Here is a 25701-nt window from a genome sequence, read left to right as displayed (position 1 = left end):
CCGATCCTTTCTTTTATATTCTTTATCTCTGTACTATTTTAACGCATGATAGAAGGGAACAAAACTCTTTTTTTCATCACATCAAATAATCCCTTTTGTGTAATGCGAATATAGGGCAAGTGGGTAGCAGAAAAAAACAATAAGGAGTAAATCGGATCTTCAAATGGGTAGCCCCTCTGCTGTAATATTGATTTTAATTCCTTTTCCCTTTCGATTAACGATTCAAATCGTTCATTACTAAATAATCCGTTTAGTGGAAGGGGAAGTTCATAAATCCTTTCCCCCTTATCATAAAGGACGATTCCACCACCCAACTCTTTCATTCTTTTGAAAGCGTTTAATAGATCTTGCTTATTTTTTCCAATTAGTAAAATATCACCTGTGCTTGAAAAACTGGAAACAAAGCCCCCGATATTTTTTACAAATCCTTTTACAATTGTATTTACTCTCCATTTTCCTTCCTTGTCCGCTAGCATAAAGAAGGATTCTTCGGATAATGGATCTAATTGTTCACAAGATACATTCGTTGAAATCGAATAAGGTTTTGTAATAACAGCATTTTTCATTTCAATTCCAATCGGCATGGAAAATTGCAAATCATCGATGGACAAATCCCACTCAATTGACAAGGGGGAGAATCCATATTGTTCCCACTGAATCGGAGCCATTTCGTCAACCGGTTGATTGTCTCTTCTAACCCATTTTCCCTTTGCTAAACAACTGATAGGTCTGGGGTCGTTTTTATGTTTTAAGAAATTAATATTTGCCACTCTCCCTGTAGCAATTAAACCATACATATGATCCAGTTGAAAATATTTTGCTGGATTTAGCGTAGCCATTAAATATGCGTCAATTTCCGGTACACCGTGTTCAATAGCAATTTTAATTAACCGATCGATAACTCCATCTTCATAAAAGGAAGGAGAAGAACCGTCTGTCGTTAACATAAGAGATTGGTAAACATTTGGACCAAGTTCTTTTATTTCATTCAGTAACTTCGGCAAGTCCGGACGGATGGATGAATGTCTTAAAGAAACGGTATAACCGTGCATTAATCGGTTCTTCACTTCTTCACCAGTCATCGCTTCATGATCGCTGTCTGCTCCAAACAATTTCATTTTTGCTAAGGTTTTCTCGGAGGCTCCTGGAAAATGACCTTCCACCTTTTTATGCCATTTTTTTGCCAATTGCATCCAATGTAAAATCATATTATTTCCTTCCAACAATTTCGGCCAACCGGTAAGTTCGCCCCCTTGAACGACAAGGTCATGTTCAAGCCAAGCCTTCACATGACTATTGGAAAAAATCGTTTCTTCTCCAATTAATTCTGTTTGGCTATCGAATCTGCTCCACCAAAATAAAGATGTCGGCATTTTTTGCAGATTCTCTATAAGTGCAAACGCTTTCTTTTTATCGTTTTGTAAAAACAAAAATAAGTTATCGTTAATCAATACGGATGTACCCCGTTGGCTTGCATATTGGGCGAAAGTTTGGGGATTATATAACTGAAAAGGATGAGCATGTGGCTCAATATACCCAGGCACAAGGAAATATTGGGAACAATCAATCTGTTCACAAGATTCATCGATCAATTCAGGACGTTTTTCCCCGACATAAACGATTCGGTCGCCATATATCCAAATATTCCCTTTCATCCATTTTTTTAAGATTCCATGTAAATATGTGGCATTATATAAAAGTTTCGTCGGAGAACGTTTTCCATTTAACACGTCCACCTGTTCACGAATTTGTTTATTTTTCCAAACAGTTTGTAACTCAAACATCTTCTTCACCTTTTCATCTTTTTATCTCATTCATATGCTTTAAAGGGTATATTTTTCTTAGTTTTACTTATTTTAACATATTTTATATTTTAAAGCACTAAAGTTTCAAGTTTTTTGATTACTTTATTTTACGGAGGGAAGCGGATATGAAACGACAACAAAATATCGGAATTGGCAACGCCCTTATGCGAATTACCTTTGGGTTAACGATTTTATCTTGGAGTACAGCAAAAATGGTAAAAAGGCGAAATCGAGGCTCCTACATCATTATGGCTATGATGGGAGCTATGCGAGTTGGGGAAGGGATTTTACGTTTTTGCCCAGCTACAGCGATCATGAAACAAATACAAAATTCTGATGGATTGGACAAAACCTTTTTTGAATCAATGATGACGTCAAATTGTCATGAAAAACAAGAGCATCCTTTCAAGAAGAAACGACGAAGAAAAAGGGAAGTCAACTACGAAGGGGAAAAAGAAATGAATCAAACAGAAAACTCAGTTTATGATGATGAATGAAGCGGATAGGAGGAGGTCATTAACCTCCTTCCTATCACACCTCCGTACGTACGGTTCCTTATTGCATCATTGGACGCTTCATCTATTTTTGGTCTTCAAGCCCCGGTTCCCGCCAATCAATATCCGATACATTAAGAGAGACAACCTCATTCACTCGAAGACCCGACCCTAAAATAAGGGAAAGAATAGCCAAACCACATTCCGCATTTTTTTGATAATCGTGTAAAAGCCTTTTTTTGACCGGCTCCCTTTTTGTTGAGATTTTTACATTTTCCGAGTAATAAACAGCCGCATAGTCTAAAAAATCTTGCATTCCCCGGTAGGACTTAAAGACTCTCCCTTTTATACGATCCGCTTGAGCTTGTGGAGAAGACTTCACGGCTCTAATTTTAACTTTGTCCATAACGTTTTTCTTGAGAAGGCGGTACCCATTTTCATCTTCTTCAATTTGGGAAAGAAAGTGGTACAAGGATTTTAAAAAATAAAGCATCTGGTTCCGGCTCGTTCGTTTGGATATATTATTTGAATATCGTTGCAAAAATAATAATTATCGATCAATATCTGACCGCTTCAAACTTTCTAAAATGGATAGGGGGGAAATTCCATTTATCCCCTTGAAAATAACCATCTTCCGTAAACCAAGAAAAAAATCGTTTGTAATCATAAAGATAGGAAAGAAGATTATTCAAATTGTTTGTACTCCACGTAGCGGGTAACATAGTGGGGGAAGATGGACGTTTTTTCAATTTGATAAAATAGCTGTTTTTGCTGGTCGCTCATAATCCCTAATTCAACTCTAAATTGTTAAATATTTCACATAAGATGAATAATGTGCAATCTATAAATTCATTTCTTATCTCACCTTTTTTTCAAAAGATAGTTGACAAAAAAGGGAAATTCTAATATATAAGTATACTAATTTTTGTTATATTTTGAAAAAACCAAAAGTATGGGGTGATAATAATGTTTTAAAGTATTTTAAAGTATTTAGTTGTTTTTATTTTGATGTTTACCATACTTACATCCTCCGTATTCGCTGAAGAATCTCTCAACGATGAATCGACAATCAGTACCATTGAATTATCACAATTAGATTTATCTAAAGGGAAATTTGTTCAATTAAATAAGCCTCAAGAATTTGCCTACGACGGACAAAAAGAAGTGTTGCTAGGATACTTTGAATTGCCAGTGAAAACCAATTTGAATTCAATGGGTTCAACCGATCCGATAATCACTCCGAATGATAGCTGGTGGGAATATGATAAATTCTATGTTTACGACCAAGGAATTGTTGCCCACTGGATTTATCTATCTAATCCTTATTTTATTGCAAGCATAGCTAAAGGAATGACATATACTGTAGAAGATACCGTTTCAGGTACCTTATCTGCTACTCTGCTACGTATTATGGAGAATTTCCAAGTGGAGCAAAAAGGACTATCCAAAATTCTTTTGAAATCAGCAAATCAAATACAAAAACGATCACAAGAACAATCAGAATGACAGGTCCTTCAGAGAGCTCTCTGTATAGCAGCCGGGACTTCTATTACCAAATGGGAAGACATAAGCATAAAATAAAGATCATTCAAAAAAGATATGCTTCTAGGCATGGTCTATTATTTAAAAAAGACATACTATGCTTACGTAGGGGTCCCATATATGCGGACTTACTCGGTTGACCGATATTAAAAAAGAGGGGGAACTTGTATTTGTTTCCTATTTCTAGTCAAAAACTTGTTTATTGGATTACTCTAGGGGTTTATGCGTTAATCATAATTGTGTGTTCGATATATTTATACCGTGTTGAAAGGACTAATTATATTGAGAGTGTTCATCTCGCTAAAACGTTACCCATTTCCATTTTAATGGGTTTTGCCCTCATTTCGGCAGCAATCTTACAAATTGGCAAAAAATAATAAAGGGTTCAATAAGGGAGCTAATCACTCCCTTTTTCTTTTGATTGAGCCCATTTGTTTAGTTTTTCAATGGTCAGAACCTTTTGACGACCACTCACATGCGTATAAATTTGGGTTGTGGTAGGACTTTCATGCACCATGAGTTCCTGAATGTTTAATCACAAACGTATGTCGCAATTTATGACTAGATTCCTCAAGGCGTCCCACTCCCTCTTTTTTCTTCAGTTCACATAATAACTTACTTACAATCTGGTGAATACGTCGTCTGGAAATCCGTTCACCTTTTGAGAGATAAAAAGTGCTTGTCGGTGTTCAGATTTAGCTTTATACCGAGTATTTTTTACTTGTATTAAAAATTACAATAGCTCATTAGAGACAGGAACAAAACGATTTTTTCCACCTTTTCCCCTCACCTGAATCCCCTTGGCTTCTCCATAAATATCACCGACATTCATGTTATGTACTTCAGCCACCCGAAATCCGGCAAGAACCATCAACAGCACTATAGCCCGATTTCGTATCGGAATATTTTTTCCTTCAACATGTTGAGGAAGATTTGTAACAAGACAGTATCCAAAAAACTTGGATTTTTTCCTTTTTGATGACACCTATACATAGGAAAAGGTGCCTCTGTTTTTAAGGCACCTTTTTATTGGCACTTGAAAGAACCCGATCTTTATATGTACACCAACATTCAAATGCATATCCGTTTTTAAAAAAAATTATTTAATTGATAGAATCGACGTTATTCTTCGATGCCGAGTCGCTTGAAAATCAGATCGACATTTTTCAAATGATACCGATAATCGAAGCAATCCGCGATTTCTTCCTTCGTTAATAACCGGGTAATTTTTTCATCATTCTCAATTAGCGAACGAAAGGGAATTTGTTCTTCCCATGCCCGCATGGCTAAAGGTTGAACGGAATCGTATGCTTCTTCTCGGGACAAACCTTTGTCGATTAATGCGAGCAAAACCCGTTGAGAATAAATTAATCCGTGGGTTTTTTCCATATTTCTTTTCATGTTTTCGGGGAATACGGTTAAATTGTCTACAATTTTTCCGAAACGATTCAACATATAATTTAATGCAATCGTCGCGTCCGGTAATATAATCCGTTCAGCAGACGAGTGGGAAATATCCCGTTCATGCCATAACGTTACATTTTCATAAGCGGTGATTAAATGCCCACGAAGGACCCTTGCCATCCCTGTCATATTTTCTGAACCGATCGGATTCCGTTTATGAGGCATTGCGGAAGAACCCTTTTGTCCTTTCGCAAAAAACTCTTCCACTTCCCTCGTCTCACTTTTTTGTAACCCTCGGATCTCCGTTGCAAATTTTTCTATGGAAGTGGCAATCAACGCTAATGTTGCTACATAAAAAGCGTGCCGATCCCTTTGCAGCGTTTGGGTAGAAATGGGTGATGGTTTTAAACCTAATTTTTCACATACATATTTTTCAACAAATGGATCAATATTTGCATATGTTCCTACAGCACCGGACAATTTTCCCACTTCAATTCCATCTGCTGCCATTTTAAATCGTTCGAGATTCCGTTTCATTTCTTCATACCAAAGGGCAAGTTTTAATCCGAAGGTCGTCGGTTCTGCATGAACACCATGGGTCCTGCCCATCATCACCGTATATTTATGTTCCTTCGCCTTTCGTTTTAAAATGTCGATAAACCGTAATAAATCTTTTTTTAAAATATTATTGGCTTGTTTTAACAAATATGATAAGGCGGTATCGACCACGTCTGTTGAAGTTAGTCCGTAATGAATCCATTTCTTTTCATCTCCAAGGCTCTCAGACACAGCCCTCGTAAAAGCGACGACGTCATGCTTCGTTTCCGCTTCAATTTCTTTTATTCGTTCGACGGAAAAGGATGCTCCCTTTCGAATTTTTTCCACATCCTCCTTCGGGATCACCCCTAGTTCAGACCAAGCCTCACAAGCTAATATCTCTACTTCAAGCCATGCTTTATATTTATTTTCTTCCGTCCATATGGCCCCCATTTCTGGTCGCGTGTAACGTTCAATCATGATTATCCCCCCAAAAAAGGCTCTTCATATTCAAAATCGGTTTTTTCAATGATTCCTTCGTAATCGTACCAAACCGTTTTGTAACAATCAACATAATAACGAATATTTTTAAAGTAATTAATATAAATGTTCGGCTTTCCAAATAACCTATCCTTTTGCAACTAATGATTTCTAGAGTATCCGTTGCCAATACTATTATTTCATTTTCCAACGATGATTAATTGAAGGATTCATTTTCCATTTGAAAAAGCCGCCTTGAACCATTTCAAGACAGCTTTTGATAAACAGAAACCTTATTTGATTGTAACGATTCCTTCCCCTCGATTAACTCGACCTTGTTTTTTCATATCGACCGATTCCCCTTCCCGCAAATTCGTAAATACAACTGGGGTAATAGATGATGTTGCGTTTTCCTTAATAAATTTCAAATCAGCTTTCATAAGGGGTTGACCGGTTTTCACTTCATCTCCTACGTTGACCATCGTCGTAAAACCTTCACCTTTTAAATCTACAGTATCAAGACCGAAGTGAATCAATAATTCCCGTCCGCCTTTTGATAGAATACCGATCGCATGTTTTGTTGGAAAGACGTTAATAATTTTTCCATCCACAGGAGAAACAACTGTTCCATCATCCGGTTCAATTGCAAAACCATCACCCATCATTTTTTCCGAAAAAACTTTGTCTGGTACTTCAGTGATTGGTTTAACGATACCTGTTAATGGTGCGGAAAATGTTTCCTTTACATCTACACTTTCCAACGTGTCCTCTTTTTCCTCCGTCTCCGTCAAATCAGGGGCCTTCCCACTCATAATATCATGGATTTGACTTTTTAATACATCAGACTGGGTTCCGAAAATCGCTTGAATATTATTTCCAACTTCCAACACATCCGCAGCACCGAGGGATTTTAATTGTTGTTTGTCCACTTTGTTCACATCATTGACAGATACACGAAGGCGGGTAATGCAAGCATCCAAATGGGAGATATTTTCTTTTCCGCCCATCGCTGTTAAAACTGCATAAGGTAGTTGTTCAGTTGGCTTGCTATTTTCTACTGATTCTTGATTCCCATTATCTTCTCGACCTGGCGTTTTCAAATCAAATTTTTGAATGAAGATACGGAAAATCACATAGTATAGGGCAAAAAAGATTAGCCCAAGGATAATGGTAATCCACCAAGGTTCTCGCCCTGGTAAAATACCGAATAGGAAAAAGTCGATTGCCCCTCCTGAGAACGTATATCCGATATTCACATTTAACCACGTCATCAAAACGAAAGATAAACCATCTAAAACCGCGTGGATGAAAAATAATACGGGTGAAAGGAATAAAAAGGTAAATTCAATCGGTTCGGTAATCCCTGTTAAAAATGACGTCAAAGCAGCGGACCCTAATAAGCCTGCAACGAGTTTTTTCTTTTCCGGTTTTGCTGTGTGATACATCGCTAAAGCCGCTGCAGGTAAACCGAACATCATTATTGGAAATTCACCCGCCATAAAATGACCAGCTGTTATTTCCACCCCATCTTTCAATTGGGCGAAGAAAATCGTCATATCCCCACGAACGATATCTCCGGCTGCCGTTGTATACGAACCAAATTCATACCAAAACGGAGCATGATAAATATGATGCAATCCAAAGGGAATTAAAAGACGTTTAATAAAACCAAACATAAAGACCGCGATATATGTTCCTTCGTTAATCAACCAAAGGGAAGCGGAATTTAACGCCCCTTGAACCGGAGGCCAAACAATTAATAAAATTAAACCTGCGATAAAAGAATATACGGCTGTGACAATTGGAACAAAACGTTTTCCCGCAAAAAATCCTAAGAACGTAGGCATTTTAATATTGTAATATCGATTATAACTATATGCCGCAATTAAACCAACGATAATCCCACCAAATACACCGGTTTGAATCGTCGGAATCCCCATTACCATCGCATAACTCGGGTCACCACCGATCGCATCCGAAGTCAGTCCTAACCAGGAACCCATTACTTGGTTTAAAACTAAGTATCCAACCATAGCAGCTAATGCAGCTGCTCCGTCACCAGCTAACCCAATCGCAACCCCTGCAGCGAACAATAGAGCAAGATTGCTGAAAATAATTCCACCCGCATCTTCCATCACATTTCCGACCAATTGAATCCAATCGGCCTTTAAAAAAGGAAGATATTCTAACATCGTTTCTTGCCCGATTGCGTTACCGATTCCGAGCAACAGTCCGGCTGCCGGCAGTAAAGCGACAGGTAACATTAAAGCTTTTCCTATTTTTTGTAGTGTTCCGAAAAACGTTTTAAACATCTGTCTACTCCTCCATTTTCTTGTTTAAATTGTTTAAACATGATGTCCACCGAAAAAGGGATGAAAAAAGGCATGAGCAATGAAAGGATTGTGAAAAAGGGGTAGTTTTGATTACCCTATTTTGCACAAACCAATCATCACTCATGCCTGATCGTATCAGTAACACGTTGATGGTTTTTCAACTATTAAATTTTGAAATCAACCTTTATTGGCGATTCGCTGCAAATGAATGGTCAAAAAAACAGCTTCAGCATCCCCAATCGGTTTTTTCATCGTGTTTTGTATAATTTTTATCAATTTCCAAGCCAAATTATAGCATATCGGATACTCCTCTTTCAAGATGAAACTCATTTTCGAAGAATTCCCAATATGATCATTGTGATTTAATCGCTCCAAAGTAAACCGTAAATGTCGAACGAGTCTTAAATAATCGAGACTTTCTTTATCAATTTTTATTCCTAATTCCGCCTCGATAATTTCAATTAACTGGCCAATCAACCGGGAATGTTTATTGATATCCGATAATTTTTTGTGACCTAGTGCACTATGAATGTGTAGCGTGATAAATCCCTTTTCATCTTCTGGTAAATGAATGTTTGCTGCTCGATTAACGATATCCACCACTTCACTGGCAATTTCGTATTCCTTTGGATAAAGCGCTTTCGTTTCGGTTAAAAACGGGTATTTTATCATTAAACCTTTCATATACCTTTGCACGGAGAAAAAAATATGATCCGTCAACGCAACATGAATATGTTCATTTAAAAGGGAATGGGTTCTCGCGCGAATGAATTCAAAGGCATCCACAATCGCATCAAAAATATCATCATCAAGTTTTGGTAGTAATTTTTTATATTGCTCCTGTTTATCCTTATCCTTTAAAATAAATACTTTCTCAACGAGAGATGGGTCCAATCGTTCCCCTTTTTTTCTTCCGAAGCCAATTCCTTTCCCAATTAAAACGACCTCGGCATATTCGTTATGCTCAGCAATTAACACATTATTGTTTAATACTTTTTTGACAATATAATATTGTCCCATCTACTGATCCACCATTCCTATAGCATACTGTTTTACAGGACTACTATACGGTGCCTAATAATAAAATGCAACCGTAAAGATTTTCCGAAAATAAAAATCTATATTTTATGAAAAAAAACACAACTGATCTTTTTGTAATTTAAACGGATGAAAAACTCTCTTCCGTGTTGTAGTCAATTACATTTTATACATTTTGTGAACTGCTGTAAATAGAACTATGGAATGGTTTAATTCATCTATTTCAGTCCCATGTTTCTTCCAGTAATTTTTATTGCTATAACGGGCAATTGATCATACAGATCTTTTTATAACCTACGTATGATTTCACAACTAGTAAAAACGCTGTTTATTTAAATACGATTTTTGTCTTCCTAACTTCGTTTCTTACGATGCAATAAATAAGGGAGACTCTCGGTATAAAAGTCTCCCTGTAATGGAATGAAATGAACCTATTTTAAGAAAATGAAATAAAGGAGAAAGACGAGAAACAATCCCCACATAACTGGATTGATTTCTTTAAAACGTCCCTTTACAGCCATTGTAATTGGATAGAAAATAAATCCAATCGCAATACCAGTGGCGATGCTATAGGTCAACGGCATAAACAAAATTGTTAAAAAGGAAGGTAAGGCGATTTCAAATTTTGTCCAATCGATTTTACCTAACGAAGCAACCATTAATGCACCGACGATGATTAGGGCAGGTGCAGTAACGGCAGAAGTAACAATGCTTAATAGTGGGAAGAAAAATAGCGAAAGTAAAAATAACCCGGCCGTTACGATGGAAGCAAATCCTGTTCTTGCCCCCGCAGCAACTCCTGCAGACGACTCGATGTAAGAGGTCGTCGTACTCGTTCCAAGAATCGCACCGACCGACGTTGATGCGGCATCAGCAAATAACGCTTTTCCTGCCCTTGGTAACTTATTATCCTTTAATAATCCGGCTTGATTGGCTACACCTACTAATGTACCCGCCGTATCGAAAAAGTCAACAAATAGGAAGGTTAATACGACAACAAGCATATTTAAACTATAAAAGGATGAATCAGAAAAAGCATCAAAAGCGGCACCGAATGTTGGCGCTAAGCTAGGAACTTTTCCGACGATTCCATTTGGCAAATTGATTAGTCCGGAAATCATACCAACGATGCTCGTAATAACCATACCGATAAAAATACTACCGTGTATGCCCCTCGTCATTAAAATAACCGTAATAAAAATACCAAAAATAGCTAGCAATACATTTCCACTCGTTAAATCGCCTAACTCAACTAATGTTGCTCCATCGACGATAATGCCTGCGTTTTGTGCTCCAACAAAAGTAATAAATAAGCCGATCCCGGCACTTACTGCATACTTTAATTCTTCTGGAATCGCATTGATAATTTTTTCCCGAACACCGGTAAGAGATAATAGAATGAAAATAATACCAGAAATAAAGACTCCTGCTAAAGCGTGTTGCCAAGGAATTCCCCAAACTAAAACGACTGTGAATGCAAAAAAGGCATTTAACCCCATACCTGGTGCAAGGGCGATCGGATATTTCGCCAAAAGGCCCATTAATAAGGTCCCAATTGCAGCAGCCAAAGCAGTGGCTGTAAATACTGCGCCTTGGTCCATACGCAATTCATTCGGAAAATCTGCAACAGATGCAAGGGACAACATGGCAGGATTAACAGCCAAAATGTACGCCATGGACAAAAATGTCGTCAATCCTCCAACAAATTCCCGGCGATAATTCGTTCCCAATTCTTCAAATTGAAAATATTTTTTCATTTTTCCTTCCCTCTCCATCAATTTTTGTCGTTTACTTACTGCAAAATGAAAAAAGAAAAAGCCCCGAGTTACCGGAGCTTGACGGAAGGCACGTGGACATATCCAGGGAAAGGTCACAGTTTACCCTGTTTATGCAACACATAACCTCGTAGTCAAGCCATTTACGGTAGCTTGGTAGAAACTTTTGGGCCATATTCCCAAGATTATACGAGTAAGCTATGTTGTTTTCATGTACATTGTAACAGGTGAGGATCGATGCGTCAACTAAAAAGCGAATATTTTATCTTGGAAATCATAAAATGTTCGTGTTTTAATCTATCGCGTTAAATTCCGTAAATCACACATTAATAAACAAAATAGATCCAATACATCGATCCATATGGAAATACCATTCTTTCAACCATGCTTTAAATCGAAAAATCATCCCCTGCCATCCCTTGTTTAAAAAACGGCATCTTCCTGTTGTATGTTAGAGGAAAATCGTAAATTTATCCTTAAATTTCGAATGATTTTCAAAAAAGTGGATTCATTTCCCCTTTAAATGAACCGATTACTCCCATTCAATCGTTGCCGGTGGTTTACTCGTAATGTCATACACAACCCGATTTACTTGTTTCACTTCATTTACAATCCGGGTTGAGATCGTCTCTAACACTTCCCACGGGATTCTTGCCCAATCCGATGTCATTCCATCAACGGATGTGACCGCTCGGATTGCGATCGTGTAATCGTACGTCCGCGCATCCCCCATCACACCGACGCTACGAATATCCGGCAAGACGGTAAAATATTGCCAAATATCCCGATCCAAACCGGCTTTTTTAATTTCTTCTCGCAAAATAAAATCCGATTCCCGAACAATTTCCAATTTTTCCTCTGTTACTTCACCGAGGACACGAATCCCCAATCCTGGTCCTGGAAATGGTTGTCGCCAAACGATTTCTTCTGGAATCCCTAGGGAAGTTCCTAATTCCCGCACTTCATCTTTGAATAACGTTTTTAACGGTTCGATTAATTTAAATTTCATATCTTTTGGAAGACCACCCACATTATGGTGAGATTTAATCGTTTGTGCCGTCTGCGTACCGCTTTCGATAATATCCGTATAAAGGGTTCCTTGGGCTAAAAATTCAATCCCGGATAGTTTTTTTGCTTCATCGTCAAATACGTAAATAAACTCGTTACCGATAATTTTTCGTTTTTGTTCCGGATCGGTCACACCCTTTAACTTGCTCAAAAATCGGTCTTTCGCATCGACTTTAATGACATTCATATGGAATTTTTCACGGAACGTTGTCATAACGCTTTCCGCTTCACCTTTTCGAAGTAGACCGTGATCAACGAAAATACATGTTAACTGGTCTCCGATCGCTTTATGAATTAAAACGGCTACGACAGAAGAGTCGACACCACCGCTTAAAGCACACAATACCTTCTGATCGCTGACGGTTTGTCGAATTTTTTCCATTTCCATTTCAATAAAATTATCCATCGTCCAATTAGGTTCACATCCACACACATCAAAGACAAATTGTTTCAATAAGTCATTTCCGTAAACAGAATGGCGCACCTCTGGATGGAATTGAACACCGTATATTCCTTTTTCTTCATTGCTCATCGCCGCAATCGGACACGACGGACTTGTTGCGTCAATGGTAAATCCATCAGGGACTTCTGTCACTAAGTCACCGTGACTCATCCACACGGTTTGTTTTTCCGGAAGATGTTGGAACAATTTACTTTCCCGTTGAACATTGATTTCCGCTTTTCCATATTCCCGATTGGATGCAGGCTCTACCTTTCCTGAAAAATGAGATGCTAAAAGTTGCATACCGTAACAAATTCCAAGGATCGGTACACCTAACTCAAAAATTCCCTCGTCACATCGAAAGGCATCTTCATCATAAACACTATTTGGTCCGCCGGAAAAAATAATGCCTTTTACATTCATTTCTTTTATTTCTTCTGCTGTGAGCGTGTGAGGATAAAGCTCGCTGTACACACCGAATTCCCGTATCCTTCTTGTAATCAGCTGGTTGTACTGGCTCCCGAAATTCAAAACGATAATCCGTTCATGGTTGTTTGTTATCTTCATGAACCCATTTCCTCCTAAAAATATTTTGTGTCGGATTGGCCGATTAATACCCGATTTTAATAAATAAAAAACTAGAATCCGCCACATTTATGGTAAAGGCAGGATTCTAGTTGAAGCTTTTACACCGTACATGTAAAGCTCAAAAAGCGGTAAAACAAAGACATTCCGTCCGTCCCCTATTTCTCCACTTTTATACACAATAGAAAAACTGCCTTCATAGTCAAATCATTTACGGTGATTTGGTAGAAACACCCGAACCATATTATCGGGCATATACGAAGGAATCATTCAATATCCAATTGACTATCCTATTGTAAAATGAATCGACTTGCCGGTCAAGTAGAAGAAGTATATCAATTATTTTGTTCTTTTCAATATTCTTATCCACGGCTCCCGCAAATCATTCCAAACTTCTGATTTCTCTTCCCCACGATATAATATCCGTTCATAGGCAAGTGTCAATTGAACCATATCATCACCATTGAAAAACTTATCCACCCTTTTTGCAAAATTTCTTAACGTTTCTCCATCTTCTTTTGCAAAGCCAAAGCGTTTCAGCTGTTTTAATAAAGACATGTATGCGCGAGCGAACGATGCATGGTCCAAATCCTTCTGATATTTAAATATAAGCCAATAGGGAATCCATTTTCTTCGGAATACGTACATTAATGCAATTATGATACTAGTACCAATTAACGTACCAATCAGGTGATGTTTATATTCATCAAGCAATTTACTAAAAGAGATGCTTTCCTTCTTTTGTTCATCTTGGGATCCTTCATTCTCCATTTCCACTTCTTGATTCAAATCCTGTTCGTTCATATTTGGTGCTTGCGGATCTTCAGCCGTTTGGTTTTCTGGTATTTCTGTTTCGGTTTGAGAAATGTCATAGTAAAAATCCGTCGGGTTCTCAAATCCCTTCGTCGGTTCAAAGGGGACCCAGCCGATATTCGGCAAGTATGCTTCCACCCACGAATGGGCATTTCTATTTTTAATGACATACCGATCATACTCTTCATCAATTTCCCCTATCTTCTCACCTGGTGTATAGCCTTTTACCCATCTTGCTGGAATGCCGATGGATCGTAACATGACAACCATCGATGTGGAAAAATTGTCGCAATATCCAGTTTTCGTTTCAAATAAAAATTGGTCGACATAATCCTCATCTTCTCCAGGTACCGCTACATTTTCCGTATCATATGTGAACTCATAGCTTTGCAAATACCGTTCAATAGCCTTCGCTTTATCAAACCTATTATCTTCCTTTTCCGTTAACTGAATCGCCAACTCTTTTACCCGTTCCGGAAGTGAGTCAGGCAGTTGCGTATACCTATCGTAAAAAGAGTTAGTAACATTCAAATCATATTTGCTTAGATTTCGCAACTGATTAATCTCATAGGAAGGTGGATGATAAGATGTGTAATATTTATAAGGGACAACGTCTGTCCAATAAAGCTTATCATAAGAATCATCTTTTTCATACGTTCCATTTGAAAATTGGGAATCGGTAACCGAAACATATAATTTATATATTCCATATGGATAAATAATATGGTCTACTTCATCGACATACTCCACATTTGCCAACTGTTCTTCTTCACTAAAAAACTCATTTCTTGCGATATTCATTTCGATTGAATCGTTAAACGATGTAAGAGCTCTATTTTCTTCCTCCGATTTTTCCCATCCTTTTCCTGTATACAAATCCTTCGTCTCTACTCGCCAATATTGTGGTTCAGGAGAATTGACGATAAAGACGGAAGTGTCGTCCTGAATGAACGGTCCACCAAGGCGGGAATCATCTTCACCATAGCCAACTTTTTTTATACGATTTCCGCCTCCAGTATTGAAATGATGATCAGCATACGACTGAATAAATGGTACCGGATCGGGCCAGATTGGATTCGCTTTTGGAACGACGATTCCAAGCGTAGTGCTAAATATGAGTACACTTCCTAATATGAACATCCATTTTTTCTTTAAATTCATCGAAATTACTAATTGGTTTTTTTCCACCAAACGGTAATAATTTAAAATTCCTAATGCAAAAAATCCAAGAATAAATGTACGAATCATGGCATATTTTGCATTATATGGAAAAAACGTGTCCACGATAGCTAGAAAAAGAATAGTAAACAAAAGGAAATATAGCATTCGCATCTTTACGGTAATCCAATAGTTTAATAAATAAACGAGTAACCAAAGCAATATGAAGAATAACAATGTTTGAAAGGAATCGGTAATTGCCAACCAATCGCGTTGAAAAATATATTTCATATTAGTAACAAGACTATAGATGAATAAACGGATTCCTTCTCCACTTAAAAAAGAACCTTGGAAATAAAGGAAATTAATGACAGCCAAAATATAGATACTATTGGCAATAAATCGGATAAATATCGGAACATTGAAAAAGTAATAGCTGAAAGTAAGCAGCAAAAAGAAGATAAATACGTTTACGTTCGAAATATTTGCAATTTCTTTAAGCGGTTTAAGCCATTCCCAAATGAGGAGGAAACTAATGGTATATAGAATGAATATTTCCAAACTTTTTTTCCTGATAACCATTACCACGTCCCCCTTACAAAACTACGAACGAATTCCCCTTCGTAAATCGTCTTCGCTAAAATACCCCTTTGTCTTGCTAAATCTACTAAACTTTGTTCCTCAGCGGTCAATTTATTCGATTGGGATTTTACGATAAAAAGAACAGGACTCACTTTTCTCGATAAAAGGGATCCGATTTGATCGATAACCTCTTTCGTACACTTTGTTGTGATGAAAAGAACGAGCTGATTTTTCAAGAGTGAAATTTTTTCCATTTCAATGACTCTACTGAAGGGAATTGACTGATTGTCCTCAACAGAAGCCAAATGATAAAATAATTTTCGCAAGTGAGGCTCCCCACCACGAATTGGAAAATAATCCCTTTGTTTTCCATGAGAAATAAAACCAACTTGTGCACCCTTTTTAATAATCGCACGTACCGCGGATGCAGCAAAAGTAACGAGCAATTCGAAATCAATACTTTCTGAGCAGTCCATAACGATGAGGATATCATGGGATTGCCTTTGTTCGAATTCCTTAGTTAATATGTCATTTTTTCGTGCAGATGCTTTCCAATGGATCCAAGAAAAGCGATCCCCTTGTTGATATTCTCGAACACTGATGGCCATCGTTGTATCCCTTTGTACTTTATCCTTCGTTGCTGTTTTACCCATTTCGAATTTACTTTCCAAAGGCTCGTACACCATTTCCACATAAGATGGATATACAAAAAACCGGTTCACTTGTTTGAAGCGTGTCTCCTGGGTTATAAATCCAAATAAATCCCCTGTTTTTAATTTTACCGATGAAAATTCATATTCTCCTCGTGGTAAGCTTTCCACCGTATACCGAAATGTAAACGTCTTTTTAAATAACGGGTGTGCCATGAATTTTAACGACTGTCCGGTACGAAGGATAAATTTTTCGGAAATTTCTTCTTCAATGATTAGAAACAAGAGAGGAAATGCATTCGGTCGTTGAAATTGAAGTTCCACCACCAACGTCTCTCCTGCTTGATATTCTTGGTGGGTCAATGTTCGCTGAACGGACCAATTTTTCATTGGAATAGATCGTATTAGTAAAGAGTACAAAGCAATTGGACAGAAGGCAGCGAATAGGAACCAGCTGACGAAACCACCTTGAAACATAGCATAAGAAAAGCTAGCGAAAAGAAAAACGAGTAACAGAAAAAACTGGAAAAAGTTTTTCGTTCGTTTTGACATTTCCTTCATCGTTTCACAAACCTTTGAATTGGAACTTTTACGTGGGTCAAAATGGAAAAAATGATTTCTTCTTCTGTCACTCCCTCATATTTTGCCTCAGAGCGCAACAAAATACGATGGGATAAAATATATGGTGCTAAAAATTGTATGTCATCCGGTAATACAAAATCTCTACCGTTAAGGAAGGCATATGCTTTCGCCGCTTTCATTAATGCGATCGAACCCCGGGGACTGACCCCTAAATATAATTGGTGGTGGTTTCGTGTTTGCGTGGCGATGTTAATAATATACTCCCTGACTGTTTCGTCGATGAATACCTTTTTCGCCTCCTCCTGAAGCTCAATCAGTTCATTAACAGTAATTACAGGCTCTATTTTTTCGACAGTCGAATTTTCATGGGCACGGGTTAATACTTCCATTTCTTCATCAATCGTAGGATAACCCATTTTCATTTTGAGTAAAAATCGATCTAATTGTGCTTCTGGAAGGGGATATGTACCTTCATACTCAATTGGATTTTGCGTTGCCATAACGAAAAACGGCTTTGGCAAATTGTATGTATAACCGTCAACCGTTACATTGCCTTCTTCCATTCCTTCAAGAAGAGCCGATTGGGTTTTAGGTGATGTTCGATTAATTTCATCAGCTAAAATAATATTTCCCATAATCGGTCCTGGACGAAATTCAAACTCCATCTCCTTTTGATTATAAATCGAAACCCCTAAAACATCCGAAGGAAGCAAATCCGGGGTAAATTGAATTCGCTTGAATGTGGCATTCACTGATTTTGCTAATGTTTTAACAAGCATCGTTTTCCCAACTCCGGGAACATCTTCGATAAGTACGTGTCCTTCAGCTAAAAGGGCAGTTAAACTTAAAATAGCTTCCTTTCTTTTCCCAACAATCACTCGTTCAATATTTTCAATTACTTTTCTTAAATTCGGATGCATCTGTTGCCCGTTCATCGAATACCTCCTTAAGATACAATGAATACCATAAATTAGATGAATAATTATATATAATTGTACCATTATTTTTTATATTGTATAATCAATTTATATGTTTTTCTAGTCTGCTTAAATATTCATATTTCTTCCTGTCCAAAAAGAACACAAAAAAATGGCCATTTTCTCATATTCGAAAATGGTTAAAACCAATTAAATGTTACAAAATTTTAGCGATATATTCTTTTCACTCTTCTATTTTACCGGCGTTTTCCCGACATATACGGAAGTAATGATCGTCCGATTGAACGGAAAACCTTTTACAGTCTTACCTTTCACATCAATGGTAACGTTATAAATCCCGTCTCCAAAGGGAGTAACACGGACGGCACTCGTCTTCGAATCCTTTTTAATTAACGCCCGTTCCACATGCTTATTTTTCACGTTCATAAATTCTAATGAAATCGTTGCGGTCATCTCACCGTTATTTATATCCCCGGATTTGGGAGATACAGTAATTTTTAATTCTTTTCCTCCGAAGGCTTCCACGATTAAATCTTCGTTTAACGGACTATCATAGATGACATTCATTAAATAATGTTCTTCCTTTTGCATAGCGATGATCTTCCATTTCCCTGGGATGGGATGATCAATCGTTCGTTGATATACGTAAGCCCCTTGAAAGATTGGTGAATCATCCATCGTCTTGGAAAAATCGGTAATTCTTTTTCCCTTCGGATCCATGAGCATTACATTCGTATCCTTTTTTTCACTTAACCAGTTGATCGTTATTTGATTAACCCCATCTTCCACAAAAAAGGTTTCCTCTACTTTCCCCTTATAGTTTCCTCCTCGGTAAAAGGTTTGCAAATTGGCTCCCTCCTCCTCTTCATTCAACGCCGCAGCTTTCTCTAGCATTGTTTGTCTGTTCACATTGACAACCCCTTGTAATTGCATATAAGGAGCGATATAGGGAAATATGGTACTTCCTTCTTTAATCGTTGAATGATTCCATTTACCTACTGCCAGCTCATTACCGTAAGCGAGCCTTGAATTTGCCACCGTAACTGCTCCGTCATTTTCTCCATAAATACGCAAATAAAGTCCACCCCAATACAGGGCACTGCCGAAGGATCCCCATTTTGTTCCTGCTAAAGTGTAAAATGGAACTTTATCGACATTTGGATGGGTATCCGTTTGTTGACGAAAACCGGTCATATATCCAGTCTGTAAAGAATACGTTGCACCGTTTTTACTACCGAGAATATCAGCTAACCACCCAGCCCAAGAACTGTACGCAAGATCGGCCAATTTCGATCCTTGATGAGGCGATGATAAAGTGATGACCCGTTTAACGTAAGGGTGGGCCCCATAATGCACGAGTGCCGACTGGGTATCAACCCCTCCTTTACTATGGGCAACGATTACAAGCTTTTTTCCAAAATGTTCATATATTTCTTGAATGACATCCGCTAGCAATTGTCCGTTATCCCACATATTTCGCGTGGCATATAAATTTACATAAGCCGTTTCATATCCGTTTTGATATGCGATTTCGTCCATATCGTTGCCATCTGTCCAAGTGGCTGATGAACTGTTTAATCCATGGACAAACAAAATCGGTGCCTTATTCGGATCGATATTTGCTGGGGGATCTCCTTCATACCATTCTCCTGGATTTGTCGTCGGCTCTCCTTTGCCAAAGGAACCAGCAAAGGTTTGAACAGGAGTTAAAAGAAAAAGAGAAACGACAATAAAAATCCGAAAAATCTTGGGCAATAACATCCCTCCCTTTCTTGTTTATACTTTAAAATATATGCGACAATTGCGGGAAATTGTTCTTAAAAACAGGTGAAATGGCGGCTTTTTTGTAGTAGGAGAAAAATGGAGAAGAGCCTCAACCGCCTCTAGCGAGAAGATTCCTTTACAATTAATTGAAATACCTTTTATAGTGGTAATTTTCTTCCACCTTGACACTTGAACGTTTAAACATTCTTTCGAAGGTGAATAGAAACCAACACTGGGGGGCGTATAAGCGGGTATCGTATCGTGTAGTTTACTATTCCATTAAAATGGTGATTGTTTAAAATACCGTAGTAGTACCTTTTCTTAACTTCAAATCGCATAAAAAAACTAGAACAAGAAGGAAAAACCTCCTTGTTCTAGCTTGCAATGCTTTTGTTTTTTATTTCGGATGGACCATTTCCTTCGGGTTCACAATTTGATCGAATTGATCTTCCGTTAAGTAACCGAGTTTCAACGCAGCTTCTTTTAATGTTGTGCCTTCCTTATGGGCTAATTTTGCAATTTCTGCTGCTTTTTCATAACCGATATGAGGATTCAATGCAGTCACTAACATTAAAGAATCTTTCAAATAGTGATCGATAACATCCCGATTCGGTTCAATTCCGATTGCACAGTTATTATTAAAGGAACGCATTCCATCTGTAAGAAGTCGTGCACTTTGTAGGAAATTATAAATAATCACCGGTTTAAAGACGTTCAACTCGAAATTTCCTTGGCTGGCAGCAAAACCGATTGCTGCATCATTACCCATCACTTGTACTGCAACCATCGTCAATGCTTCACTTTGAGTTGGGTTCACCTTCCCTGGCATGATCGATGAACCCGGTTCGTTTGCCGGAATTGTAATTTCACCGATTCCACATCTTGGACCAGAAGCTAACCACCGAACATCATTGGCGATCTTCATTAAATCGGCTGCTAAAGCCTTCAATGCTCCGTGGGCATAGGTGATTTCATCGTGACTTGTCAATCCGTGAAATTTATTTGGTGAGGAATAAAAGTCGATTCCTGTATGGCGGTGGATTTCTTCAGATACCATTTGACCGAATTCCGGATGGGTATTAATTCCTGTTCCGACCGCAGTACCACCAATGGCTAACGCTTTCATCTTATTACTACTTTCCTCGATAAATTCTGCCGAACGAGAAAGCATATGTACCCAACCGCTAATTTCTTGTCCAAGGGTTAACGGTGTTGCGTCTTGAAGATGGGTCCGCCCTATTTTTACAATATCTGCATATTCTTTCGCCTTTTCATCGAGAACTCCTTTAAATTGTTCCAAAGCTGGAAGCAATTCTTTCTTTACGTAAGAAACGGCGGCAATATGCATGGCAGTTGGAAATGTATCGTTTGAACTTTGCCCCATATTCACATGATCGTTCGGATGAATGCGTTCATCGATTCCCTTTTCTTTCAAAATTTCGTTTCCCCGATTAGCGATGACTTCATTTACATTCATATTCGATTGGGTTCCACTACCCGTTTGCCAAACTTTCAAAGGAAAATGACTGTCATATTTCCCTTCTAAAATCTCATCAGCCACTTGTACAATCGTATCTGCTTTATGTTCACTCAATTTACCAAGCTTTTTATTTACAATGGCGCAGCTTCGTTTTAAAATTGCGAAAGCTTTTACAACCTCCAATGGCATTTTTTCAGTACCGATGGCAAAATTTTGATAGCTACGTTGTGTTTGTGCGCCCCAATACTTATCGGCGGGAACTTTCATTTCACCCATGGTGTCCCGTTCAATTCTGTATTCCACAATTACCCCTCCTTGAAATATGAAAATAACGTTTTCATTCCCCCCTTTATTTTAGTCTATTTATTAAAACAATGCTATTATATTGACTATTGGAAACAATTCTTTTTTAAATTAAAATCGAAAATTACTTTGCCCAAAAAATAACATCTATTCGGTGACCGTGACAATCCCGTTCCATTTCCTTTATACTGTTATCAGACCGAATCATCCACTCTGTTTAAAAGAGTTGTTTTTTCATATACAGTGAAGGATTAATCCCCTTCATCACGACGGTCCGAAAACAATCATTTTTACAAAAGTTCATTTCGATTTGCATACAATATGATAATTTTTAAGAGCATTGTCCGTATCACATGTTTGAAAGGAGAAAAGGATGAAATCATTAATTCTTGCGGAAAAACCGAGTGTAGCAAGAGAAATTGCCCGCGTGTTAAATCTTCGCCAAGTGCGGAAACATTCTATTGAAGGGAAAAAATATATCGTAACATGGGCATTAGGTCATCTCGTGGAACTGAAAATGCCCGAACATTACGATCCAAAATATAAAACGTGGCGGTTAGAAGACTTGCCAATTATCCCGAAAAAAATGGGACTCAAAGTAATTAGGCAAACAAGTCACCAATTTAAAGGAATCGAATCCTTATCGAAAAGAAAAGACATCGGTGAGATCATTATCGCCACCGATGCCGGTAGAGAAGGGGAACTCGTTGCCCGGTGGATTTTGGAAAAAATCCGATGGCGAAAACCAATTAAACGATTATGGATTTCCTCCGTTACCGACCGAGCCATTCGTGACGGATTTAAACATTTAAAACCAGGAGAACAATTTGAAAATTTATATCAATCGGCTGTTTGTCGAGCGGAGGCGGATTGGCTGATTGGTCTTAATGTTTCACGGGCACTAACAACGAAATATCAGGATCCCTTATCAGCTGGAAGAGTTCAGACACCTACCCTTTCTCTCATTATGGATCGGGAAAAACAAATCCAATCCTTTGTACCGAAACCGTATTGGACGATTCACGTAAAAATTGGTTCCCTCGATGCCCAGTGGGAAAAAAATGGGGAAAATCGCTTATTTTCCAAAGAATTGGCAGATATGATCTTCCAAAAAATTAAAAAGAGCCCAGCAACCATCCGTTCAATTGATCGGAAGCAGAAGGTTGAACACCAACCTCTTCCATACGATTTAAACGAACTACAACGGGATGCCAACAGACGATTTGGATTCTCAGCGAAAAAGACATTAAATATATTGCAAAATCTTTATGAACGGCATAAGTTGGTTACTTATCCCCGCACGGATTCCCGTTATTTAACGACGGATATGGAAGGGACGATGTTAGAAAGACTTCAAGGACTAGTCGATGCTTACAGTGAAGAAGTACGGCCATTATTGAATAAAAAAGACCATGTATTGGCTAAGAAAGTGTTTAATAACGCCCGGGTAACCGATCATCATGCGATCATTCCTACAGAGGAACGGGCAAACCTAAATGCATTAGATTCGGATGAACGGAAAATATACGATTTAATCGTTCGACGTTTTTTAACCCTTTTTTACCCCGTATTCAAATATGAAACCGTCCATGTCATCTTTGATATTCAGGGTGAAACGTTTATCGCAAAGGATCGATTTATCATCGATCAAGGTTTCAAATCGGTTACCGGATCGGTTGAAAATTACGAGACACAAAATACCTTTCATGGAAAAATCGGTCAGACGTTTCACGTTCAGATGCCAGAAGTGAAGGAAAAATTAACAGAACCCCCGTTGCGATTTACGGAAGCGGATCTACTCGGTCATATGGAAAAATATGGGCTTGGAACACCAGCAACGCGGGCGGATATTATCGAACGGCTACTGGAAACGGAAGTCGTAGAAAGACAAAAGGGAAGACTTTATCCTACCCCGAAAGGAAAACAACTCATCGATCTTGTCAATGATGAACTAAAATCACCGAAATTGACAGCGAAATGGGAAGAGGAACTGGAACGAATCGCCCGTGGAAAGGCAGATCCAAACGTATTTTTGAAAAAAATCCGTAAACAAACAGAAAAACTCGTATTGGAAATCAAAACGAGTGAGAAAACATACCGGGCGTTCAATTTGACTGGATCGAAGTGTCCGGAATGTGGCTCTTTTCTAAAAGAGCGAAATACAAAAGATGGAAAAATTCTCGTCTGTTCCAACTTCTCTTGTTCTTATAAAAAGCGAAAGGATCCGAAACTGTCTAACCGCCGTTGTCCCCAATGTCATAAGCGGATGGAAATTCATCAAGGAGCAGCCGGAACGTATTTCCAATGCCGACCATGCAATATCGTAGAGAAGGCAGAAAAACAGAAAAAAACGGTATCGAAGTGGGAAGAGAAAAAACTTGTTAAAAAATATGCAAAAAAGGAAGATTTCGGAACAAATTTGGGCGAATTATTGAAAGCAGCTTTAGATGATCAAAACGATCAATAGGGCGGAGAGCGTATAGCGACTCCCATATTCGCATTCGACAAAAGTCATTCAACTGAATAAGTAAATTTTTTCTAGTATTTATAAAAAAACGGGGTTAAAATTGCCCCGTTTTTTCCTTTCATCCAATCATCTTTTTAACATAAACATTTTTTACGCTGAAATAAAGGGAGGTTCACTTTTGTTCATCCTGTTTTCCTACAATTTGATCGTATGTTTCTTTGATAAAATCTTGATAAATCGTATGTGGCATCGACTGTATATTTTCCCAAGCCCTCTGAGCGTACTTCTTTGCCTTTGTCCAATCGTTCAATTTTGCGTAACAAAGGGCTATGTACGCATCCTTCGTGTATAGCCATGATAAATCGAAAGGATGATGAAGGACTTCTGGAATGACTACTTTATTCAACGAAGCCAAACTTTTTTCGTATTCACCGAAATGCCAGTAGGAAATCCCTTTCAATAAATAGAAAAAAGGGAAGGTGAACGTCTCAACGTCTGTCGATTGTTCCAAATACCGATTGCATATTTCGAGAACACCTTTATAATTTTGATCTCGTAACCTCATCACTTCCGCTTTCATTAATTCATAACGTGCTTTGGAAAAGGGGTCTTCTGTAAAATCGGTAAATTGTTTTAACTTTTTACTATATAGGTCCATTTTTTCCATATCGTTATCCATAATGGCATAACCGAGGGCAAGTTGATATAAATAATCTGTCAAATAAAAGAGTCGCTTTATTTTGGAAAAATCGATCACGTCTTCCATTACTTTAAGGGCTAATTCTTCGTTCCCGACAGCAAATTGCAATACCGCTTCATTATAGCCTAATGCCAACCGAGTGAGCGGATCGATATAAGCATGCTTTTGCTCGATCTCCTTTTTTTCTTCCAAAAATAATTTTAAAGAATTTCGGTAATCGTGTTCCGCGAATTTTTGACTGACCCGGAAAAAACCGAGATCGGCCCTCCGTGAAGTTAAATTCAATTCATCGTAAATCACTGCCGCCTTCTCCAAAACGTGTTCGAAACCACCCTCTCCTAAATAATAAAGGGTACGGCCATATAAATCCAAAAGACGGGCAGACTCGTAACTCGAATCGAGCTGTTTCAAAAATGGACGAATCAATTCGATAATTTTTTCAAAATTTTCTTTCGCCACTTCCGTATACCTGTCCGGTTCTGTGTAAAATAATTTCTCAACTTGATCTAAAATGTCGCCCAACTGTTCACGGTTTACATCTTCCAGCAATTCGGAAACTTTCACACCTAATCGTTCTGCAATATACGATAAACTTTCCATGGAAGGTTTGGAACGGTTATTTTCGATCAAACTTAACATTCCTTTTGTCAAAGCGTCTCCCGCAAGCTGTTCGAGGGTCAGTCCCCTTTTTTTCCGCAACGTTCGAATTCTTTCCCCAAGGGTGGACATCGGAACCACCTCCCATTCCATAAATCTTAAAA

General features: G+C 38.1%; 18 protein-coding genes and 2 riboswitches. Of the genes, 3 read left to right on the top strand and 15 right to left on the bottom strand.

Translation table 11 applies throughout. The features are described from left to right. Positions 1-38 precede the first annotated feature (38 nt). The gene (locus OE105_RS00145; protein ID WP_275420736.1) at positions 39-1784 is read right to left on the bottom strand and encodes an adenine deaminase C-terminal domain-containing protein; all 1746 of its coding nucleotides are present in this window, start codon (positions 1782-1784) and stop codon (positions 39-41) included. A gap of 146 nt (positions 1785-1930) precedes the next feature. On the opposite strand from OE105_RS00145, the gene OE105_RS00140 reads away from it, so the two are divergent. Beyond that, positions 1931-2302, top strand: coding sequence for a YgaP family membrane protein (locus OE105_RS00140; RefSeq protein ID WP_275420735.1), 372 nt, complete (start codon positions 1931-1933; stop codon positions 2300-2302). Positions 2303-2384: 82 nt separating this feature from the next. Here OE105_RS00140 and OE105_RS00135 read toward each other — a convergent pair whose 3' ends face one another. Further along, positions 2385-2705: a site-specific integrase gene (locus OE105_RS00135; protein ID WP_275420734.1), complete on the bottom strand. Its 321-nt coding sequence runs from the start codon at positions 2703-2705 to the stop codon at positions 2385-2387. Between the two features lie 599 nt (positions 2706-3304). Here OE105_RS00135 and OE105_RS00130 point away from each other — a divergent pair. Beyond that, on the top strand, positions 3305-3805 hold the full coding sequence (locus tag OE105_RS00130; protein ID WP_275420733.1) for a hypothetical protein: 501 nt from the start codon (positions 3305-3307) through the stop codon (positions 3803-3805). Between the two features lie 769 nt (positions 3806-4574). On the opposite strand, the gene OE105_RS13900 is transcribed toward OE105_RS00130, so the two are convergent. From OE105_RS13900 to fumC, 12 genes are all read right to left on the bottom strand, one after another. Continuing rightward, positions 4575-4712: a hypothetical protein gene (locus tag OE105_RS13900; RefSeq protein WP_420842581.1), complete on the bottom strand. Its 138-nt coding sequence runs from the start codon at positions 4710-4712 to the stop codon at positions 4575-4577. Positions 4713-4963: 251 nt separating this feature from the next. Then, complete coding sequence (gene purB, locus OE105_RS00125; RefSeq protein WP_275420732.1) at positions 4964-6262, bottom strand: adenylosuccinate lyase; 1299 nt, start codon at positions 6260-6262, stop codon at positions 4964-4966. Beyond that, complete coding sequence (locus tag OE105_RS00120) at positions 6255-6404, bottom strand: hypothetical protein (RefSeq protein WP_275420731.1); 150 nt, start codon at positions 6402-6404, stop codon at positions 6255-6257. Before OE105_RS00120 ends, purB begins: the two co-directional genes overlap by 8 nt. 151 nt (positions 6405-6555) lie before the next feature. Further along, on the bottom strand, positions 6556-8574 hold the full coding sequence (ptsG, locus tag OE105_RS00115) for a glucose-specific PTS transporter subunit IIBC (protein WP_275420730.1): 2019 nt from the start codon (positions 8572-8574) through the stop codon (positions 6556-6558). A 198-nt stretch (positions 8575-8772) separates the two neighbouring features. Beyond that, a complete protein-coding gene (gene glcT / locus OE105_RS00110) occupies positions 8773-9615 on the bottom strand; it encodes a glucose PTS transporter transcription antiterminator GlcT (protein WP_275420729.1) in 843 nt (280 codons plus the stop codon). Positions 9616-10064: 449 nt separating this feature from the next. Beyond that, positions 10065-11390, bottom strand: a complete 1326-nt coding sequence (locus OE105_RS00105; RefSeq protein WP_275420728.1) for an NCS2 family permease — start codon at positions 11388-11390, stop codon at positions 10065-10067. Between the two features lie 129 nt (positions 11391-11519). Next, a riboswitch (purine riboswitch) is annotated at positions 11520-11621 on the bottom strand. 319 nt (positions 11622-11940) lie between these two features. After that, positions 11941-13485, bottom strand: coding sequence for a glutamine-hydrolyzing GMP synthase (gene guaA / locus OE105_RS00100; protein WP_275420727.1), 1545 nt, complete (start codon positions 13483-13485; stop codon positions 11941-11943). 197 nt (positions 13486-13682) lie between these two features. Next, positions 13683-13784, bottom strand: a riboswitch (purine riboswitch). Between the two features lie 58 nt (positions 13785-13842). Beyond that, complete coding sequence (locus OE105_RS00095; RefSeq protein ID WP_275420726.1) at positions 13843-16056, bottom strand: DUF4129 domain-containing transglutaminase family protein; 2214 nt, start codon at positions 16054-16056, stop codon at positions 13843-13845. Next, on the bottom strand, positions 16056-17258 hold the full coding sequence (locus OE105_RS00090) for a DUF58 domain-containing protein (protein ID WP_275420725.1): 1203 nt from the start codon (positions 17256-17258) through the stop codon (positions 16056-16058). Before OE105_RS00090 ends, OE105_RS00095 begins: the two co-directional genes overlap by 1 nt. 5 nt (positions 17259-17263) lie before the next feature. Next, entirely contained in the window at positions 17264-18223 is a 960-nt protein-coding gene (locus OE105_RS00085) for an AAA family ATPase (RefSeq protein WP_275420724.1), read from the bottom strand. 234 nt (positions 18224-18457) lie between these two features. Continuing rightward, on the bottom strand, positions 18458-19981 hold the full coding sequence (locus tag OE105_RS00080; RefSeq protein WP_275420723.1) for an esterase/lipase family protein: 1524 nt from the start codon (positions 19979-19981) through the stop codon (positions 18458-18460). Between the two features lie 406 nt (positions 19982-20387). Next, positions 20388-21773, bottom strand: coding sequence for a class II fumarate hydratase (fumC, locus tag OE105_RS00075; RefSeq protein ID WP_275420722.1), 1386 nt, complete (start codon positions 21771-21773; stop codon positions 20388-20390). 373 nt (positions 21774-22146) lie between these two features. On the opposite strand from fumC, the gene OE105_RS00070 reads away from it, so the two are divergent. Further along, on the top strand, positions 22147-24240 hold the full coding sequence (locus OE105_RS00070; protein ID WP_275420721.1) for a DNA topoisomerase III: 2094 nt from the start codon (positions 22147-22149) through the stop codon (positions 24238-24240). Positions 24241-24412: 172 nt separating this feature from the next. Here the strand turns inward: OE105_RS00070 and OE105_RS00065 are convergent, their stop codons facing one another. After that, positions 24413-25669, bottom strand: a complete 1257-nt coding sequence (locus OE105_RS00065) for a helix-turn-helix domain-containing protein (RefSeq protein ID WP_275420720.1) — start codon at positions 25667-25669, stop codon at positions 24413-24415. Positions 25670-25701 lie beyond the last annotated feature (32 nt).

Source organism: Fervidibacillus halotolerans, from assembly GCF_026547205.1.
GTDB lineage: Bacteria > Bacillota > Bacilli > Bacillales > Caldibacillaceae > Fervidibacillus > Fervidibacillus halotolerans.
Note: the sequence above shows the minus strand (reverse complement) of the source record. Positions and strands in the feature narration are given on the sequence as shown.

Bases quoted from the DNA above. Each gene is read 5' to 3' on its own strand.
- OE105_RS00145 (WP_275420736.1), bottom strand. From the start codon at position 1,784: ATGTTTGAGTTACAAACTGTTTGGAAAAATAAACAAATTCGTGAACAG.
- OE105_RS00140 (WP_275420735.1), top strand. From the start codon at position 1,931: ATGAAACGACAACAAAATATCGGAATTGGCAACGCCCTTATGCGAATT.
- OE105_RS00135 (WP_275420734.1), bottom strand. From the start codon at position 2,705: ATGGACAAAGTTAAAATTAGAGCCGTGAAGTCTTCTCCACAAGCTCAA.
- OE105_RS13900 (WP_420842581.1), bottom strand. From the start codon at position 4,712: ATGGTTCTTGCCGGATTTCGGGTGGCTGAAGTACATAACATGAATGTC.
- purB (WP_275420732.1), bottom strand. From the start codon at position 6,262: ATGATTGAACGTTACACGCGACCAGAAATGGGGGCCATATGGACGGAA.
- ptsG (WP_275420730.1), bottom strand. From the start codon at position 8,574: ATGTTTAAAACGTTTTTCGGAACACTACAAAAAATAGGAAAAGCTTTA.
- glcT (WP_275420729.1), bottom strand. From the start codon at position 9,615: ATGGGACAATATTATATTGTCAAAAAAGTATTAAACAATAATGTGTTA.
- OE105_RS00105 (WP_275420728.1), bottom strand. From the start codon at position 11,390: ATGAAAAAATATTTTCAATTTGAAGAATTGGGAACGAATTATCGCCGG.
- guaA (WP_275420727.1), bottom strand. From the start codon at position 13,485: ATGAAGATAACAAACAACCATGAACGGATTATCGTTTTGAATTTCGGG.
- OE105_RS00095 (WP_275420726.1), bottom strand. From the start codon at position 16,056: ATGGTTATCAGGAAAAAAAGTTTGGAAATATTCATTCTATATACCATT.
- OE105_RS00090 (WP_275420725.1), bottom strand. From the start codon at position 17,258: ATGTCAAAACGAACGAAAAACTTTTTCCAGTTTTTTCTGTTACTCGTT.
- OE105_RS00085 (WP_275420724.1), bottom strand. From the start codon at position 18,223: ATGAACGGGCAACAGATGCATCCGAATTTAAGAAAAGTAATTGAAAAT.
- OE105_RS00070 (WP_275420721.1), top strand. From the start codon at position 22,147: ATGAAATCATTAATTCTTGCGGAAAAACCGAGTGTAGCAAGAGAAATT.
- OE105_RS00065 (WP_275420720.1), bottom strand. From the start codon at position 25,669: ATGTCCACCCTTGGGGAAAGAATTCGAACGTTGCGGAAAAAAAGGGGA.